The sequence below is a fragment of the Thermodesulfovibrio sp. genome, assembly GCF_049969575.1.
Lineage (GTDB): Bacteria > Nitrospirota > Thermodesulfovibrionia > Thermodesulfovibrionales > Thermodesulfovibrionaceae > Thermodesulfovibrio > Thermodesulfovibrio obliviosus.
Genome location: NZ_JBMFOO010000035.1, coordinates 1 through 15,087, shown reverse-complemented (window position 1 = coordinate 15,087; position 15,087 = coordinate 1). Strand labels below are relative to the sequence as shown.

Here is a 15,087-nt window from a genome sequence, read left to right as displayed (position 1 = left end):
ATCAGGATAGCTAACAATATTCTATATTTATGATATAATATTTTTTTATGCATTACATTGGAATTGACATAGGTGGCACAAATATCAAGATTGGAATAATCTCAAAAGACTGGAAAATTATAAAAATATGTAAATTCCCAACTGGTAGTAATCCAATGGAAATAATCATTGATGAACTGGACAGTATTTTGAAGGAATTTAATGTGCTTGGAATAGGAGCTGGTGTTGCTGGGCTGGTGGATACTGAAGGCAATGTAATTGAGGCAGCCAACATCCCATTTTTCAATAATTATCCGTTGGGTAAAGAATTAAAAAACAGATATAATGTGGAAGTAAAAATAGATAATGATGCAAATGTAGCAACAGTTGCAGAAGCTTTTTTTGGAGAAGGCAGAGGTGTTCAAAATTTTATTCTTCTTACACTTGGAACAGGCATTGGTAGTGGTTTATGGTTTAATGGAAAAATTGCTCAGTTTCCAATGGAAGTTGGACATATGAGCATAAATTATAAAGGAAAATCCTGTAGTTGTGGTTCTTTAGGATGTGCGGAACTGTATGCTTCAGCGAGAGCAATAAAAGACAGTTTAACAGAAAAACTCGAAAATGGTGAAGAAAGTTATATAAAAGAGCTCTATGAAGGAAATTTTTACAAAGCAACTTCTTTAGACATATACAGAGTAGCAATGGAAGGTGATCCTGTTTGTAGAGCTGTTCTTAAAGAAGCAGGTAAAGCCCTTGGCGCTGCAATAGCAAATTTAATAAATCTTTTCAGACCAGAAAAAATCATTTTAACTGGAGGACTTTCTCAGGCAGTAAATATTTATATTGAGACAGCTATTCAGGAAGCTAAAAAAAGAGCAATGAAAACCCTTGCCTCAGCTGTGCAAATCACTACATCAAGCCTTGTAGACAAGGGTGGTGTTTTAGGCGCAGTGGCAGTATTAAGAGAATTATGCAGAGAATAAGAAATTTTGCAATAATTGCCCATATAGATCACGGAAAATCTACCCTTGCTGACAGACTCCTTGAGTTTACAGGTGCTGTTAATCTTGGAGGGAAAATGGGACAAATTCTTGATTCAATGGATCTTGAAAGAGAAAGAGGTATTACTATTAAGGCTCATGCAGTAAGGCTTAACTGGAAAGCTCAGGATGGTGAAACTTATATTTTGAATCTTATTGATACTCCAGGACATGTAGATTTTTCCTATGAAGTATCCCGTTCATTAGCCTGTTGTGAAGGAAGTCTTCTTGTTGTTGATGCTACACAGGGGGTAGAGGCTCAAACAGTTGCAAATGCTTATCTCGCAATAGATCACAATCATGAAATAATTCCAGTTATAAATAAGATCGATCTTCCTCAGGCAGATCCAGAAAGAGTAAAAAAACAGATAGAAGACATTCTTGGGATAGACAGTTCAGAAGCAATTCTTGCTTCTGCAAAAGAAGGTATTGGAACTAAAGAAATTCTTGAAGCAATTGTAAAAAGAATACCTCCGCCAAAGGGTGATCCTAAAGCGCCTCTCAGAGCAATGATATTTGATTCATGGTTTGACAATTACTTAGGTGTTATTATTCTTGTTAGAGTTTTTGATGGAAAAATTAAACCTGGGATGAAAATAAAACTAATGGCAACTTCAAAGGAATACGAGGTTCAAAGACTTGGGATACTTACTCCTTTTCCAAAAGACATTGAAGTGCTTTCAGCAGGTGAAGTTGGATTTATTATTGCTGGAATTAAAAATATTTCTGATACAAAAATAGGAGATACGGTGACTCTTGCAGAGACTCCTGCCAGTGAGCCTCTACCAGGTTTCAGAGAAGTTAAACCAATGGTATTTTGTGGACTTTATCCAGTACAGACAAATCAATATGAAGAATTAAAATCTGCACTTGAAAAACTAAGACTTAATGACTCCTCATTTTTCTTTGAGCCAGAGACCTCAGCAGCTCTTGGATTTGGTTTTAGATGCGGTTTTTTAGGCTTGCTTCATATGGAAATTATAAAAGAGCGACTTGAAAGAGAGTTTAATCTTTCGCTGATAAGCACAGCTCCAACAGTAAGATATAAAATTGTTGATAAAAAAGGTGAATATCTCATTGACAATCCAAGCAAAATACCCAAAATTTATGAAAGAATTGAAGAGCCTTTTATGAAGGTTTCAATAATTGTTCCTGAAGAGTTTGTAGGAGAAATTCTAAAGTTGTGTCAGGAAAGAAGAGGAATTCAGAAAGAGTTTTCATACATCACAAAAGAAAGAGTTCTTCTTGTTTATGAAATGCCATTAAATGAAATCCTGTGGGACTTTTATGATAAACTCAAGTCCCTTTCAAAAGGATATGCATCAATGGATTATGAATTCATCGGATACAGACCAAGCGAACTTGTAAAACTTGACATACTCATTAATGGAGAGCCAGTAGATGCTTTATCTGTCATTGTTCATAAAGACAAAGCCTACTGGAAAGGCAGATCAATAGCTCAAAAATTAAGAACAGTAATACCAAGACAGCTTTTTGAAGTTATAATTCAGGCTGCTATTGGAGGCAAAGTTATAGCAAGGGAAAGTATTGCTCCACTTAAAAAAAATGTTTTAGCAAAATGTTATGGAGGTGATGTAACAAGAAAAAAGAAGTTACTTGAAAAGCAAAAGGAAGGGAAAAAAAGAATGAAACAAATTGGAAGAGTTGAAATACCACAGGAAGCATTTCTATCAGTTTTAAAAGTTGAATAGGAGGATAAATGACAGGCAAAAAAATTCTTGAATATATAAAAAGCATAGGCATTGCAATATTGATTGCTCTTTTCATAAGAGCTTACATTGTTCAAGCCTTTAAAATACCGTCAGGTTCAATGATTCCAACGCTCTTAATAGGAGATCATCTTTTGGTAAATAAGTTTATTTATGGAATTCATCCACCCTTTTCAGATCAAAGAATTCTTGTTTTTGAAAAACCAAAAAGAGGAGACATTATAGTTTTTAAATATCCTGAAGACCCAAGCAGAGACTTCATAAAAAGAGTTATAGCAGTTGAAGGAGATACTGTAGAGATAAGAAATAAAAAAGTTTTTGTTAACGGAGTTGAACTTAAGGAGCCCTATGCAAGATATACTGATTCATATATTCATCCAAGAGACCTTGATCCACGCGATAATTTTGGACCTGTAAAAGTTCCTCAAGGAAAGCTTTTTGTAATGGGAGACAACCGTGATCAAAGCTATGATAGCCGTTTCTGGGGATTTGTTGATCTGAAGGATGTAAAAGGCAAAGCACTCATCATATACTGGTCCTGGGATAATGAAAATCACAAACCAAGACTTGAAAGAATTGGTAAAATTATAAAGTAATGTTTACTGGAATTATTGTTGAAGTTGGAAAAATTCATGAAATCCAGAAAATTGCTCAAGGAGCAAGGCTAAAAATATTTTCAAAAAAATTAACAGAGAGCTCTCAGATAGGCGACAGTATTTGTGTTAATGGAGTTTGCCTCACAATTTGCGAGATAGATAAAACAAAAAACATAATTTCTTTTGATATATCTCATGAAACACTTCAAAAAACAACACTTGGTGAGCTAAAAAAGGGTGATTCTGTTAATTTGGAGCCTGCACTTACCCTTAATACTCCTCTTGGAGGCCATCTTGTAAGTGGTCATGTTGAAGGAATTGGGAAAATAAAAAAAATTGAAAAGATAGGGAATGATTTAAAGATAGAAATTGAAGCCTCAGAGGAAATTCTCAGATATTGTATAAAAAAGGGCTCTATTGCTGTTGACGGAGTAAGTCTTACAATTGTTGATTTATTTTCAAATTCCTTTACAGTTGTGATTATTCCTCATACTGCAAAGATGACAACTCTTGGATTAAAAAAAGTTGGAGACAAAGTTAACCTTGAATCTGATATAATTGCTAAATATGTAGAAAAATTTGTAAATCAATCTCTTGATAAAGAAGACAGACTTCTTAGAAAACTTAAACAGTATGATTATTTTTAAGGAGTCCAGATGAAATTTATAGTCTTAGCAGGCGGCTCTGGAACAAGGCTATGGCCTCTGTCAAGAAAAAACTTTCCAAAACAGTTTTTAAAGTTACATCCTCAAGAGGCTGAAAGCTTTTTTCAGAACACATTGAAAAGACTCAGTTTTTATGAAGAAGCAGAATTTTTCGTTGTAACAAATAACAAACACAAATTTTATGTTATTAATCAAATTGAAGAAATTTCAAAAAAATTAAAAAATGATCCCAAATTCGAGATAATTCTTGAACCTGATTCAAAAAATACAGCTCCTGCAATTGCCTTGGCTATAAGATATGCAATGGAAAAAGGAGTTTCTCAAGAGGAAATATTTTTTGTCTCCCCATCTGATCATCTCATTAAGCCTGATAAAGAATTTATAGATTATATAAAAACCGCAGAACAGATTGCTAAAAAAGGACACATTGTAACATTTGGAATAAAACCAACCCGTCCTGAAACAGGCTATGGATATATAAAAGTCCGAGCGCCTGAAATTGAAAAATTTTTTAAAGTAGAAAAATTTGTTGAAAAACCTGACATTGAAACTGCGAAAAAATACATTGAAGAAGGAAACTACTTCTGGAACTCGGGTATGTTTGCTTTCAAAGCTGATACAATAATTGAAGAATTTAAACAACATGCTCCCCAGCTTGGTAAAATCTTTGAAGAATCTTATGAAAGAGTATTAAATGATTTTCAAACTCTTCCAGAGATATCAATTGACTATGCTATTATGGAAAAAACACAGAAAGCAGCACTGATTCCTGTAAACATATTCTGGTCTGACATAGGTTCCTGGGAATCTCTTTATGAAATCCTTGAAAAAGATTCGCAAGGAAATGCAGTACTTGCAGAGTCAATAAACATAGAGACAAAAGAAAGCTTAATTGTTGGCGACAAAAGAGTTATCGCAACTTTGGGACTTCAAGACACAGTGGTTGTGGAAACACAAGATGCATTGCTCATTGCAAAAAAAGGTGAATGTCAGAAAGTTAAAGAAATTGTCAAAATTCTTTCCCATAAGGCAGCTCCACTGGTTGAAGAGCATACAACTGTTTACAGACCTTGGGGAAGTTTTACTCTTCTTGAAACAGGACATAGATACAAAATAAAAAGAATCACAGTAAATCCAGGACAAGCTCTCTCACTTCAGATGCATCATCATAGATCTGAGCACTGGATTGTTGTAAGAGGAACAGCAAAGGTAAAAATTGGTGAAAAAGAACAGTTTGTTCACGAAAATGAATCAGTATATGTTCCAAAAAGCACCCTACACCGACTTGAAAATCCAGGTAAAATTCCTCTTGAAATAATAGAAGTTCAGGTTGGAGAATATGTTGAAGAGGATGATATAAAAAGATTTGAGGATCTTTATGGAAGATAGAATATTCAGAGAATACGATATAAGAGGCATTTATGGAAAAGACCTCACTGAAAATGTAGCTTATTTAATTGGAAAAGCTTTTGTTTCTTTAATATTTAATGAGATTGGAAGAGAACCGAAAAAATTATCAATTGGAATGGATGCAAGATTAAGTTCAGAGCCTTTAAAAAAGGCATTAATAAAGGGTATTACTGAAAGTGGTGTAAGTGTTATTGATATAGGTCTATGCCCGACTCCAGTTCAGTATTTTTCACTTTTTAATCTTCCAGTTGATGGTGGAGTAATGATAACAGGAAGTCATAATCCATCTGAATTTAACGGATTCAAATTAAGCATTGGTAAGGAAACAATATATGGAGAGAAAATTCAGACATTAAGAAAAATTATTGAAAATAAAAATTTTATTCACTCTAACAAAATCGGAAATATTGAAAAATACAACATCCTTGATGACTACATTAACTACATGATAAATCAATTTAAATCTTTTGAAGAAATTAAAGTAGTTGTTGATTCTGGAAATGGAACTGCTGGGATAGTTGCTCCTGCTATTTTAAAAAAACTTGGTGCTCAGGTTATAGAGCTTTACAGCGAGCCTGATGGTAGATTTCCAAATCATCATCCTGATCCTGTTGTTATGAAAAATATTCAGGATTTGATAAACACTGTAATAGCTGAAAAAGCTCATGTTGGTATTGGCTTTGATGGAGATGCAGACAGAATAGGAGTTGTTGATGAAGATGGCGATGTAGTATGGGGAGACAGGCTAATTATTATATTTGCAAGAGATATTTTACAAAATACCCCTCAATCAAAAATAATTGGCGAAGTTAAGTGCTCACAGGTAATGTATGAGGAAATTGTAAAATTCGGCGGAACTCCAATTATGTGGAAAACTGGACATTCTCTTATAAAGAAAAAGATGAAGGAGGAAGGAGCAGTGTTAGCAGGAGAGATGAGTGGTCATATATTTTTCAGTGATAGATATTTCGGATATGATGATGCAATATATGCAGCATTGAGATTAATAGAAATAATAAAAAAATCAGGTAAACCTTATGGATTAAAAAAACTTTTAAAGGGAGTAAAAAAAATGCAAAGCACACCTGAAATAAGAATTGACTGCCCTGATGAAAAAAAATTTTTGATTGTAGAAAAAATTAAAGAGCATTTTAAGCAATTTGAGTGCAATTTCATAGATGGAGTAAGAGTAAACTTTCCCAGAGGATGGGCTTTGATAAGAGCTTCAAATACCCAGCCTGCATTGGTTTTAAGATTTGAAGCTCAAACAGAAGAGGATATGGAAGATATAAAAACTCTTGTCCATCAAAAGCTTTTTGAAGTATTTCAATTTTTCAAAATATTATGATATACTTAAAAACTTTTAAAAAAGAGGTTTTTATGAAAAGAGCAATGGTTGTCATAATTTTGTTTGTTTTTCTATTTACATTGAAGTCTTTTGCCCAGGAACTTCCTGTAGTTACAGCCATTGAGATTAAAGGGCTTAAAAGAATTGAAGAGGCTGCGGTAAAAAATAAGATCTCTCTTAAACTTGGTGAAGTTATTTCTCAGGAAAAAATTTCTGAAGACATTAAATCAATCTACAAAATGGGGTATTTTGAGGATGTAAAAGTTGATATTGAGCCCTTTGAAGGTGGTGTAAAGGTAATCTATACTGTTAAGGAAAAACCAACAATTGTGAAAATAAGCTTTGAAGGAAATAAAGAATACGATGAAGACAAACTCAAGGAAGTTGTTGGAGTTACTCCAGGAGCTATTGCAGATATAACTCTTATAAATGATAATGCGTTAAAGCTTAAAGCATTTTATGAATCTGAAGGTTATTATTTCGCTAAAATCGTTCCAGTATTAAAGAAAAAAACAGAACAAGAGGTTGAACTTACCTATGTTATAGATGAAGGTAACAGAGTAAAAATAAAAGAAATCAAATTTGAAGGTAACAAAGCAATATCCTCAAGAAAAATTAAGAAAGTTATGTCAACCTCTGAAAGAAAGTTCTACTCCTTCATTACTGGTAGTGGATTTTATAAAAAATATGAGATGATGCAGGATTTAGAGAAAATAAAAGACCTTTACTATGACAATGGATATTTAAAAGTTTCTGTAGGAGAGCCAAAGATTGAGTTTTCTCAGGACAAGAAATGGATGACAATAACAATTCCTATTTCTGAAGGTCCGCAGTTTAAAATATCTTCAGTTAAACTCACAGGTTACAGAGACAGTAAAGAAGAAAAAGAGCTTAAAGAGCTTATAAAACTAAAACCTGGAGAAATATTTAGCAAAGCAAAGATGCGTAAAGATGTGGAGGCAATAACTTCATTTTATTCTGATCGTGGATATGCACTTGCAGGTGTTTCTCCTGATGTTATTCCAAATGAAGAAAAATTAACAGTTGATGTAATTTACAATGTAAAACCAGGGGATAAATTTACCATCGGAAGAATAAATATTTCAGGAAATACCAAAACAGTTGACAAAGTAATAAGAAGAGAGATCAGGGTTGATGAAGGAGATGAATACTCTGCATCAAAAATCCAGAAAAGTAAAAAAAGGCTTGAAGATCTTCAGTATTTTGAAACTGTAGATATAAATCAGAAACCTAACCCAGACAACAAAACAGTTGATCTTGATGTTAATGTTAAAGAAAAACCAACAGGATTTTTAACAATAGGTGGTGGTTATAGCTCAATTGACAATCTAATAGGTATGGTTGATGTCACTCAAAATAACCTTTTTGGCAGAGGTTATTCCTTAACTCTAAGAGGAGAACTTGGTGGAAGAAGTTCTTATTACACAGTTGCTTTTAGAGATCCCTGGTTTATGGACAAACCATTGCTTTTTGGTTTTAACATTTACAAACAAAAAAGAGAGTATGTTAACTACACAAGAGATGCAAAAGGCTTGTCTTTTACATTTGGTAAAAGGTATGGAGAAGACTGGTCTGCTTCAGTAACTTATGATATTGAAAAATCCAGAGTTACAGATGTTGCAACAGATGCTGATATTATAATAAAAGACATGGAAGGAAACCTTCTTACAAGTGCTGTTACATTTCAAATAATAAACGACACCCGTGACAGTTATATTGATCCCAGTCAGGGAAGAAGATACTCCTTAAATTTAACCACAGCAGGTCTTGGAGGAAATACAGGTTTCTGGAAAACTTTACTCGATCTTGGTTGGTATATTCCAGTATTTGAAGAATCAACGCTACATTTAAGAGGAAGGCTTGGCATGTCTGATACTCTTTTTGGTAAAAAATATCCACTTTATGAAAGATTTTATATTGGTGGACTTGATACGATAAGAGGCGTTGGGTATGGTGAAGCTGGACCAAAGGACAGTAAAAATAAACCAATTGGAGCAAAAAGAGCAATAATATTCAACATTGAATATCTTTTCCCAATTGTAGCTGAAATGAAGTTAAAAGGATTACTCTTTGTTGATATGGGTAAAGGATACAATGAAGGTGAAAAATTTGGTTCTGATATAAAATATACAACAGGATTTGGCTTTAGATGGTTTTCACCACTTGGTCCTGTAAAAATAGACTATGGAATAAATCTTAATAGAAAGGAAGGAGAATCAAAGTCAAAAATTGAGTTTGGATTTGGTTCATTCTTCTAATTGAAACAATAAAACAGGAGGGAAAAGGAAATGAAAAAATTTCTATTTCTGGTAGTTGCAGTTTTCTTAACAATGTCTTTTGTTTCAGTTGCTCGTGCAGAGCTTAAAATTGGAGTGGTTGATGTTTACAGGGTGTTAAATGAGTCAGAGGAAGGGAAAAAAGCTGTAGGACAACTTCAGAATATGCTTGAAGAGAGACAGAAAATTCTTGAAGAAAAACAGAAAAAAATTCAAACCTTAAAGGACGAACTTGAGAAAAAACGCTCTGTTTTAAGTGAAGATGCAAGAAAAGCTAAGGAAGATGAAATTGATCGTCTTGGAAGAGAACTTCAAAGAACAGCAGCCGATTATCAGATGGAGCTTCAGAAAAAACAGAATGAAATTACTCAGAGCATGTTTAAAGAAATAAAACAACTAATTAATGAATATGCTCAAAAAGAAGGATATAGTCTCATAATTGAAAAAGTTGAACAGATTATCATTTTTACAACTCCTGAGGTTGATATTACAGATAAAATAATATCACTTTATAATCAAAAAACATCCCAGCAAAAAGGGAAAAAATGAAGCTTTTTGAAATAGCGAAAATTTTTAATGCAAAAGTTGAGGGAGATGGTAATATTGAAATAACGGGAGTAAAAGGCTTTGAAGATTCCCGGGAAGGCGATATTACTTACATAGCAAGTTCAAAATATATTGAATCTGCTAAAAACAGTAAAGCTTCTGCATTTATTGTAAAAGAAAAAATTGAAGAGATAAACAAACCTCAACTTATTACTGAAAATCCTCAATTTGTCTTTGCCAAGCTTCTTGAAATCTTTTATGTAAAACCTCATACACATAAAGGAATAAGCGAAAAAGCATTGGTGGCTAATACAGTTAAACTTGGCAATAATGTAACAATTTATCCTTTTGTCTATATTGAAGAAAATGTTTACATAGGAGACAACACTGTAGTTTATCCCTTTGTCTTTATTGGCAGGGAAACCTTAATAGGTTCTGATTGTATAATTTATCCTAATGTTACAATAAGAGAAAAAGTTAAAATCGGCTCAAGAGTAATAATTCATTCTGGAAGTGTCATTGGCTCTGATGGATTTGGTTATATCTTCCATGAAGGCAAACATCATAAAATTCCGCAAGTTGGTGGAGTAGTTATTGAAGATGATGTTGAAATTGGTGCTTGTGTTACAATAGACAGAGCTACAACAGGAAATACAATTATTGAAAAAGGGACGAAAATTGACAATCTTGTTCAAATTGCACACAATGTAAAAATTGGACAGAATTGTATAATCGTTGCACAGGTAGGAATTGCTGGAAGCTCTAATATTGGTGATGGATGCATACTCGCAGGACAGGTCGGTATTTCTGACCATGTAGAAGTTGAAGCAGGAACAATAATTACAGCAAAATCTGGAGTAATGCCTGGAAAACTATCAAAGGGAGTTTACTCAGGCATACCTGTATTTTCTCACAGAGAGTGGCTTAAAGCAAATGCAATTTTTCAAAAACTTCCAGAGCTTTACAGAAAAGTAAGAGAGCTTGAAGAAAAAATTAAACAACTTGAGCAAGCTTAAAAAGGAGGTTCGCGATGATTGATATTAAAGAAATAATGAATATTCTCCCTCACAGGTATCCTTTTTTGCTGGTTGATAGAGTTTTAGAAATTATACCCAATGAAAAAGCTATAGGAATAAAAAATGTTACAATAAATGAGCCCTTTTTCCAGGGACATTTTCCAGGAAATCCTGTAATGCCAGGGGTTCTGATAGTTGAAGCAATGGCTCAGGTAGCAGGTGTTCTTGCCTTTAAATCAGGTATAGAAGGAACAGGTGTTTTATTCTTAAGCATAGAAAAGGTTAAGTTTCGCAAGCCTATTACTCCAGGAGATCAAATTGTTTTTGAAGTCAATGTTGTTCATAGAAGAGGAGGAGTTTGGAAATTTTCAGGTATTGCTAAAGTTAATGAAAAAATTACCACAGAAGCAGAATTTACAGCAATGGTTACAAAGTGAGGTAAAGGTTAATGAGTCAAATACACAAAACAGCAATTGTTAGTTCTAAAGCAGAAATAGATGAAGATGTAGTTATAGGTCCTTATTGTATAATTGGAGACAATGTTAGAATAGGCAAAGGCACACGTCTTATTAATCATGTTCAAATTGAAGGAATAACTGAAATAGGGGAAAACTGCACAATATTTCCATTTACATCAATAGGTTTTCCGCCGCAGGATATTAAATATAAAGGACAACCAACAGGAGTTAAAATTGGCAGTAACAATACCATCAGAGAATATGTAACAATCCATAGAGCAAGTGTTTCAGGAGATGGCTGGACAGTAATCGGAGATAATAATTTTATCATGGCTTATGTCCATATTGCTCATGACTGCAAAATAGGAAACTCAGTAATCATGGCAAATCTTGCCACATTAGCTGGTCATGTTCAAGTTGAAGACTTTGCATTTATTGGAGGATTAGTTGCAGTGCATCAATTTACAAGAATAGGTGCTCATGCAATGATAGGAGGCTTTAGCGGAGTTGGACAGGATGTCCCTCCCTTTACAATGGCTTCAGGTCCAAGAGCAAAACTTTATGGATTGAATTCTGTAGGACTTAAAAGAAGAGGATTCAGTGATGAAACCATCAATATATTAAAAAAAGCTTATAAAATTCTATTCAGAGACAAACTTCAATTAAAAGAAGCGATTGAAAAAGTTAAAAAAGAGCTTCCTCAGATTCCTGAAATCATTCATTTAATAGAATTCATAGAAGCAAACAAAAGAGGAATATGCAGATAGGAGTCATTGCTGCCGAAGGCTACTTTCCTCTTATCACTGTAAAAGCGCTACAGAGTAGGGGTTACAGAGTTATTACAGTCGCCTTACAGGGACTTGCCAATGATGAATTGAGCAAATACAGCGACTTATTTGAATGGATAAACATAGGTAAGGCAGGAGAGATTATAGATTTTTTAAAAAAAAATAATGTTAAAGAAGTGATTTTAACAGGTAAAGTGCCTAAAAAAATTATTTTTGAAAGAGAAAAAATTAAGCCTGACCTAAGAGCAATAAAAATGCTTTTTTCGGCTAAACTCAGAGGAGACAATGAACTTCTCAAAATAGTTGAGAAAGAACTTTTTAAAGAAGGAATAAAAATTGCCTGTTTGTCAGAATTCTGCCCAGAGTTACTTACTACTCAGGGAGTTCTTACAAGAAGAAAACCTACAAAAGAAGAATGGAAAGACATTGAATACGGATTTAGAATTGCAAAAAAAATTGGTGAACTTGACATCGGGCAAACAGTAGTAGTAAAAGAAAGATCTGTAATTGCTGTGGAAGCAATAGAAGGGACAGATGAAACAATTTTAAGAGCAGGAAGTTTTGTAAAAAATTCGGTTGTAGTAAAGGTTAGCAAACCTCAGCAGGATTTAAAACTTGACCCTCCTGCTGCTGGAGTGGATACAATAATAATCATGGGAAAAGCTAATGCTAAGGTCTTAGCCCTTGAAGCAGAAAAAACTTTTTTAATAGAAAGAGATAAAGTTATTGAAAAAGCTGATGAATTTAATATAACAGTGGTAGGTGTAAAACAATCTTGAATTTTTTTATCTGCATAAATGATGGTTTAAAAACAGTTCATAAAAACTATCAATTACTATTGATACATTTTGCATTTTTATTTATCAGCTTTTTCGGGCTATTTTTTATTCTCAGCATACCTCTTGGAATTCTTTTTGTCATTTTTGGGATTGATCTTACAGACATATTGAAAGGCAGTTTTATTGAAATATTTTTATCTTCTGTAAACATTATGAAAAAATTTTTGATTTTTGCCATCATTTTCATAATTACTTTATTCCTCTATGTTATATTAATCATCAGCCTCTGGATTTATATTCTGTCAGGCACAATTGGAACAATGTGTGAGTATTTAAGAGAAGGGAAAGTTTTTACTTTAAAAGGATTTCATCAGAATGGTAAAAAATTTTTCTGGAAAGTTGCTTTTTTCACCGTCTTCTCTCTCATTATTTTTATTTGCTTAAGTGTTATTTTCGGATTTTTAAGTGAAATAAGCTCTAAGATAGTAAAATTTTTAAGTCAATGGAAGTCTGTTTCAATGTTTTTTAGTGTTTTTATTTACTTAAGTATGCTTCTTACTGGTGTTATTGTTTTTCTTTTATGGATAACATTCACACTTTTTGGATTTTTTGGAATTTTTATAAAAAATTTCACAGTTATAGAAACGATAAAAGAAACAAAAAAATTAATAATTCTTTATCCTCAATCAATTGCAAGAGCAGGACTTCTCTTTGTAATATACCTTTTAGCAGGTGGAATTATTCTTTCTTTTAGCCCTCTACTGGCAATAATTCCTCGTGTGGGAACTATACTTGTAGCTGTTTACCAATTCATCATTCAGTTTGCTCATATTTATATAAGCATGGTTGTCTTTGCTGCATTTCTGTCTTATTACATAAGGATTGATAATTTTTCTGTAAAATCTGAGCCAGAGCAAGCTCCTCTTGCTGAAGATTCTCAACAACAATCTCAAAACCATCATCCTTCAGAGCCTTCTTAATATTTTCCTGAAAAATATCAATCTCAAAACTATCAAATAATTCTTTTATACCAAAAATTGTATTTACTTCTTCTGTATTACACAAAAAAACTTTTTTTAATAAATCTCTATTAACTGTCACAGGAATTGTTCCTTGCTGAAGAAAACCATCAACCCATCTTTTCTGAGCAGAACCAATAATCTTTACATTTTTAAAACATAACTCTCCAAAAGAAGAACGAGCAAAACACAAAGAGCTTTTATTTACAGTTCTTTTTTCTTTTTTAAACTCAACATGGATTCCTGTTAAATTGAAAGCTTTTGCAAATAGGTGACTTAAAATTTCATAAGTTTGAAAAAGATTTCCTCGAAATTTTCCTTCTTTTCTGCAGGAAAAGCTATATGTAATATCGTCATAATGTAAAATGCCCTTGCCTCCAGTTGGTCTTCTAATAACTGGAATTCCACTGGCAATGCAAAAGGCTTGATTAATCTCCTCAATTTTTTGAAATTCTCCGATTGTTATTGCTTTTTTATTCCATCCATAAAGTCTAAAAGTGGGTAAAACTTTGCCTTTACGTACAAAAATACTAATTGCTTCATCAACTGCCATGTTCAAGCTGGGGTCATGTTCCTGAAACTCAATAAAGCGAATGAGCATTCTACAGGATTTGAGCTTATTTTTCTTCTTCAAGAATAATCTTATGATTCAGTAAAGACATCTCTTTAATTTTGCCTTTAAAAACCTTTTGCTCTCCAAATATATTCCGAAGATATATCTGATTGCCTTCAGGTCTCAGTATATCAACACTCTCTAAATAAATCTCCTCCTGTCCATTTTTGATAACATATGCATTTGCCTCACACATTGAACTCCTCCCTTATATGAAGGATTAATTTTTCCACAAGATGTGGAAGGGGTTCTTTTACAACCCCAATAACTTCAATGCCTTCCTGATTAATTGGTAATAAGATTTTTTTTGCTGAACTGCTTCCTACTGCCTCAGCCATCTTTGAAGTCAGCTCTCCCATCATTGCATTTGCCACGAGGATACTTAAGGGACCTATTATAACATCAACTTTTTTAACATTCCATGCAATGGCATTTTCACCAGAAGCTCCTTTGTTGGCTTTACACTTCATCATATTTGCTGTAGCTGCTGCGTTTGTTCCAAGTGCCAGGATTTCTATTTTATCTCCAAAGGCTTCCCTGAGAGATTTAATAATAAAACTACCAATTCCTCCACCCTGTCCATCAATCACAGCAATTTTAATCATACTGTAAATACTACAAAGTTATGCCAAGAAATGTCAAACACTACTTATTGCCTCATTTAAAAATCTATTCATATTTAATTCCTCTTTTATTTCTTCTGCTACATCCTTTCGTTCAAAAACTCTCTCAAAAGGAGTTTTTACCTTTTTCTTAACACCGTGTTGTCCTTGCATCCCTTGTGGGTGCGAAAAGGAATC

The 15,087-nt window shown here is 33.3% G+C and carries 15 protein-coding genes; 12 read left to right on the top strand and 3 right to left on the bottom strand.

The window, feature by feature from the left end:
* Nucleotides 1-47: 47 nt before the first annotated feature.
* From ACP5O9_RS07925 to ACP5O9_RS07870, 12 genes are read left to right on the top strand one after another with little or no spacing between them, the layout of a single operon-like run.
* Complete coding sequence (locus tag ACP5O9_RS07925; protein ID WP_428723792.1) at nt 48-965, top strand: ROK family protein; 918 nt, start codon at nt 48-50, stop codon at nt 963-965.
* Nucleotides 953-2,734 carry a translation elongation factor 4 gene (gene lepA / locus ACP5O9_RS07920; protein ID WP_424904624.1) on the top strand — a complete coding sequence of 594 codons (1,782 nt, stop codon included), beginning with the start codon at nt 953-955 and terminating at the stop codon, nt 2,732-2,734. Before ACP5O9_RS07925 ends, lepA begins: the two co-directional genes overlap by 13 nt.
* Nucleotides 2,735-2,742: 8 nt before the next feature.
* On the top strand, nt 2,743-3,348 hold the full coding sequence (gene lepB, locus ACP5O9_RS07915; protein ID WP_353686983.1) for a signal peptidase I: 606 nt from the start codon (nt 2,743-2,745) through the stop codon (nt 3,346-3,348).
* Nucleotides 3,348-3,995, top strand: a complete 648-nt coding sequence (locus ACP5O9_RS07910) for a riboflavin synthase (protein WP_353686982.1) — start codon at nt 3,348-3,350, stop codon at nt 3,993-3,995. Before lepB ends, ACP5O9_RS07910 begins: the two co-directional genes overlap by 1 nt.
* A 9-nt stretch (nt 3,996-4,004) precedes the next feature.
* Nucleotides 4,005-5,402, top strand: a complete 1,398-nt coding sequence (locus ACP5O9_RS07905) for a mannose-1-phosphate guanylyltransferase/mannose-6-phosphate isomerase (RefSeq protein WP_428723791.1) — start codon at nt 4,005-4,007, stop codon at nt 5,400-5,402.
* A complete protein-coding gene (locus tag ACP5O9_RS07900) occupies nt 5,392-6,771 on the top strand; it encodes a phosphomannomutase/phosphoglucomutase (RefSeq protein WP_353686980.1) in 1,380 nt (459 codons plus the stop codon). Before ACP5O9_RS07905 ends, ACP5O9_RS07900 begins: the two co-directional genes overlap by 11 nt.
* A gap of 32 nt (nt 6,772-6,803) precedes the next feature.
* Entirely contained in the window at nt 6,804-9,050 is a 2,247-nt protein-coding gene (gene bamA / locus ACP5O9_RS07895) for an outer membrane protein assembly factor BamA (protein ID WP_428723790.1), read from the top strand.
* Between the two features lie 30 nt (nt 9,051-9,080).
* Nucleotides 9,081-9,617, top strand: coding sequence for an OmpH family outer membrane protein (locus ACP5O9_RS07890; protein WP_428723789.1), 537 nt, complete (start codon nt 9,081-9,083; stop codon nt 9,615-9,617).
* Nucleotides 9,614-10,630, top strand: a complete 1,017-nt coding sequence (gene lpxD / locus ACP5O9_RS07885) for a UDP-3-O-(3-hydroxymyristoyl)glucosamine N-acyltransferase (protein ID WP_353686977.1) — start codon at nt 9,614-9,616, stop codon at nt 10,628-10,630. Before ACP5O9_RS07890 ends, lpxD begins: the two co-directional genes overlap by 4 nt.
* A 14-nt stretch (nt 10,631-10,644) precedes the next feature.
* Nucleotides 10,645-11,067, top strand: coding sequence for a 3-hydroxyacyl-ACP dehydratase FabZ (gene fabZ, locus ACP5O9_RS07880; protein ID WP_353686976.1), 423 nt, complete (start codon nt 10,645-10,647; stop codon nt 11,065-11,067).
* An 11-nt stretch (nt 11,068-11,078) separates the two neighbouring features.
* Nucleotides 11,079-11,855: an acyl-ACP--UDP-N-acetylglucosamine O-acyltransferase gene (lpxA, locus tag ACP5O9_RS07875; protein WP_353686975.1), complete on the top strand. Its 777-nt coding sequence runs from the start codon at nt 11,079-11,081 to the stop codon at nt 11,853-11,855.
* On the top strand, nt 11,846-12,655 hold the full coding sequence (locus ACP5O9_RS07870) for an LpxI family protein (protein ID WP_353686974.1): 810 nt from the start codon (nt 11,846-11,848) through the stop codon (nt 12,653-12,655). The genes lpxA and ACP5O9_RS07870 overlap by 10 nt, the downstream gene beginning before the upstream one ends.
* Nucleotides 12,656-13,468: 813 nt before the next feature.
* Here ACP5O9_RS07870 and ACP5O9_RS07865 read toward each other — a convergent pair.
* The 3 genes from ACP5O9_RS07865 to ACP5O9_RS07855 are packed head-to-tail and all read right to left on the bottom strand — an operon-like array spanning nt 13,469 to nt 14,892.
* Nucleotides 13,469-14,308, bottom strand: a complete 840-nt coding sequence (locus ACP5O9_RS07865) for a lipoate--protein ligase family protein (protein WP_424904629.1) — start codon at nt 14,306-14,308, stop codon at nt 13,469-13,471.
* Nucleotides 14,292-14,483: a CooT family nickel-binding protein gene (locus ACP5O9_RS07860; protein WP_353686972.1), complete on the bottom strand. Its 192-nt coding sequence runs from the start codon at nt 14,481-14,483 to the stop codon at nt 14,292-14,294. The genes ACP5O9_RS07865 and ACP5O9_RS07860 overlap by 17 nt, the downstream gene beginning before the upstream one ends.
* Nucleotides 14,476-14,892 carry a DUF3842 family protein gene (locus tag ACP5O9_RS07855; RefSeq protein WP_353686971.1) on the bottom strand — a complete coding sequence of 139 codons (417 nt, stop codon included), beginning with the start codon at nt 14,890-14,892 and terminating at the stop codon, nt 14,476-14,478. Before ACP5O9_RS07855 ends, ACP5O9_RS07860 begins: the two co-directional genes overlap by 8 nt.
* Nucleotides 14,893-15,087 lie beyond the last annotated feature (195 nt).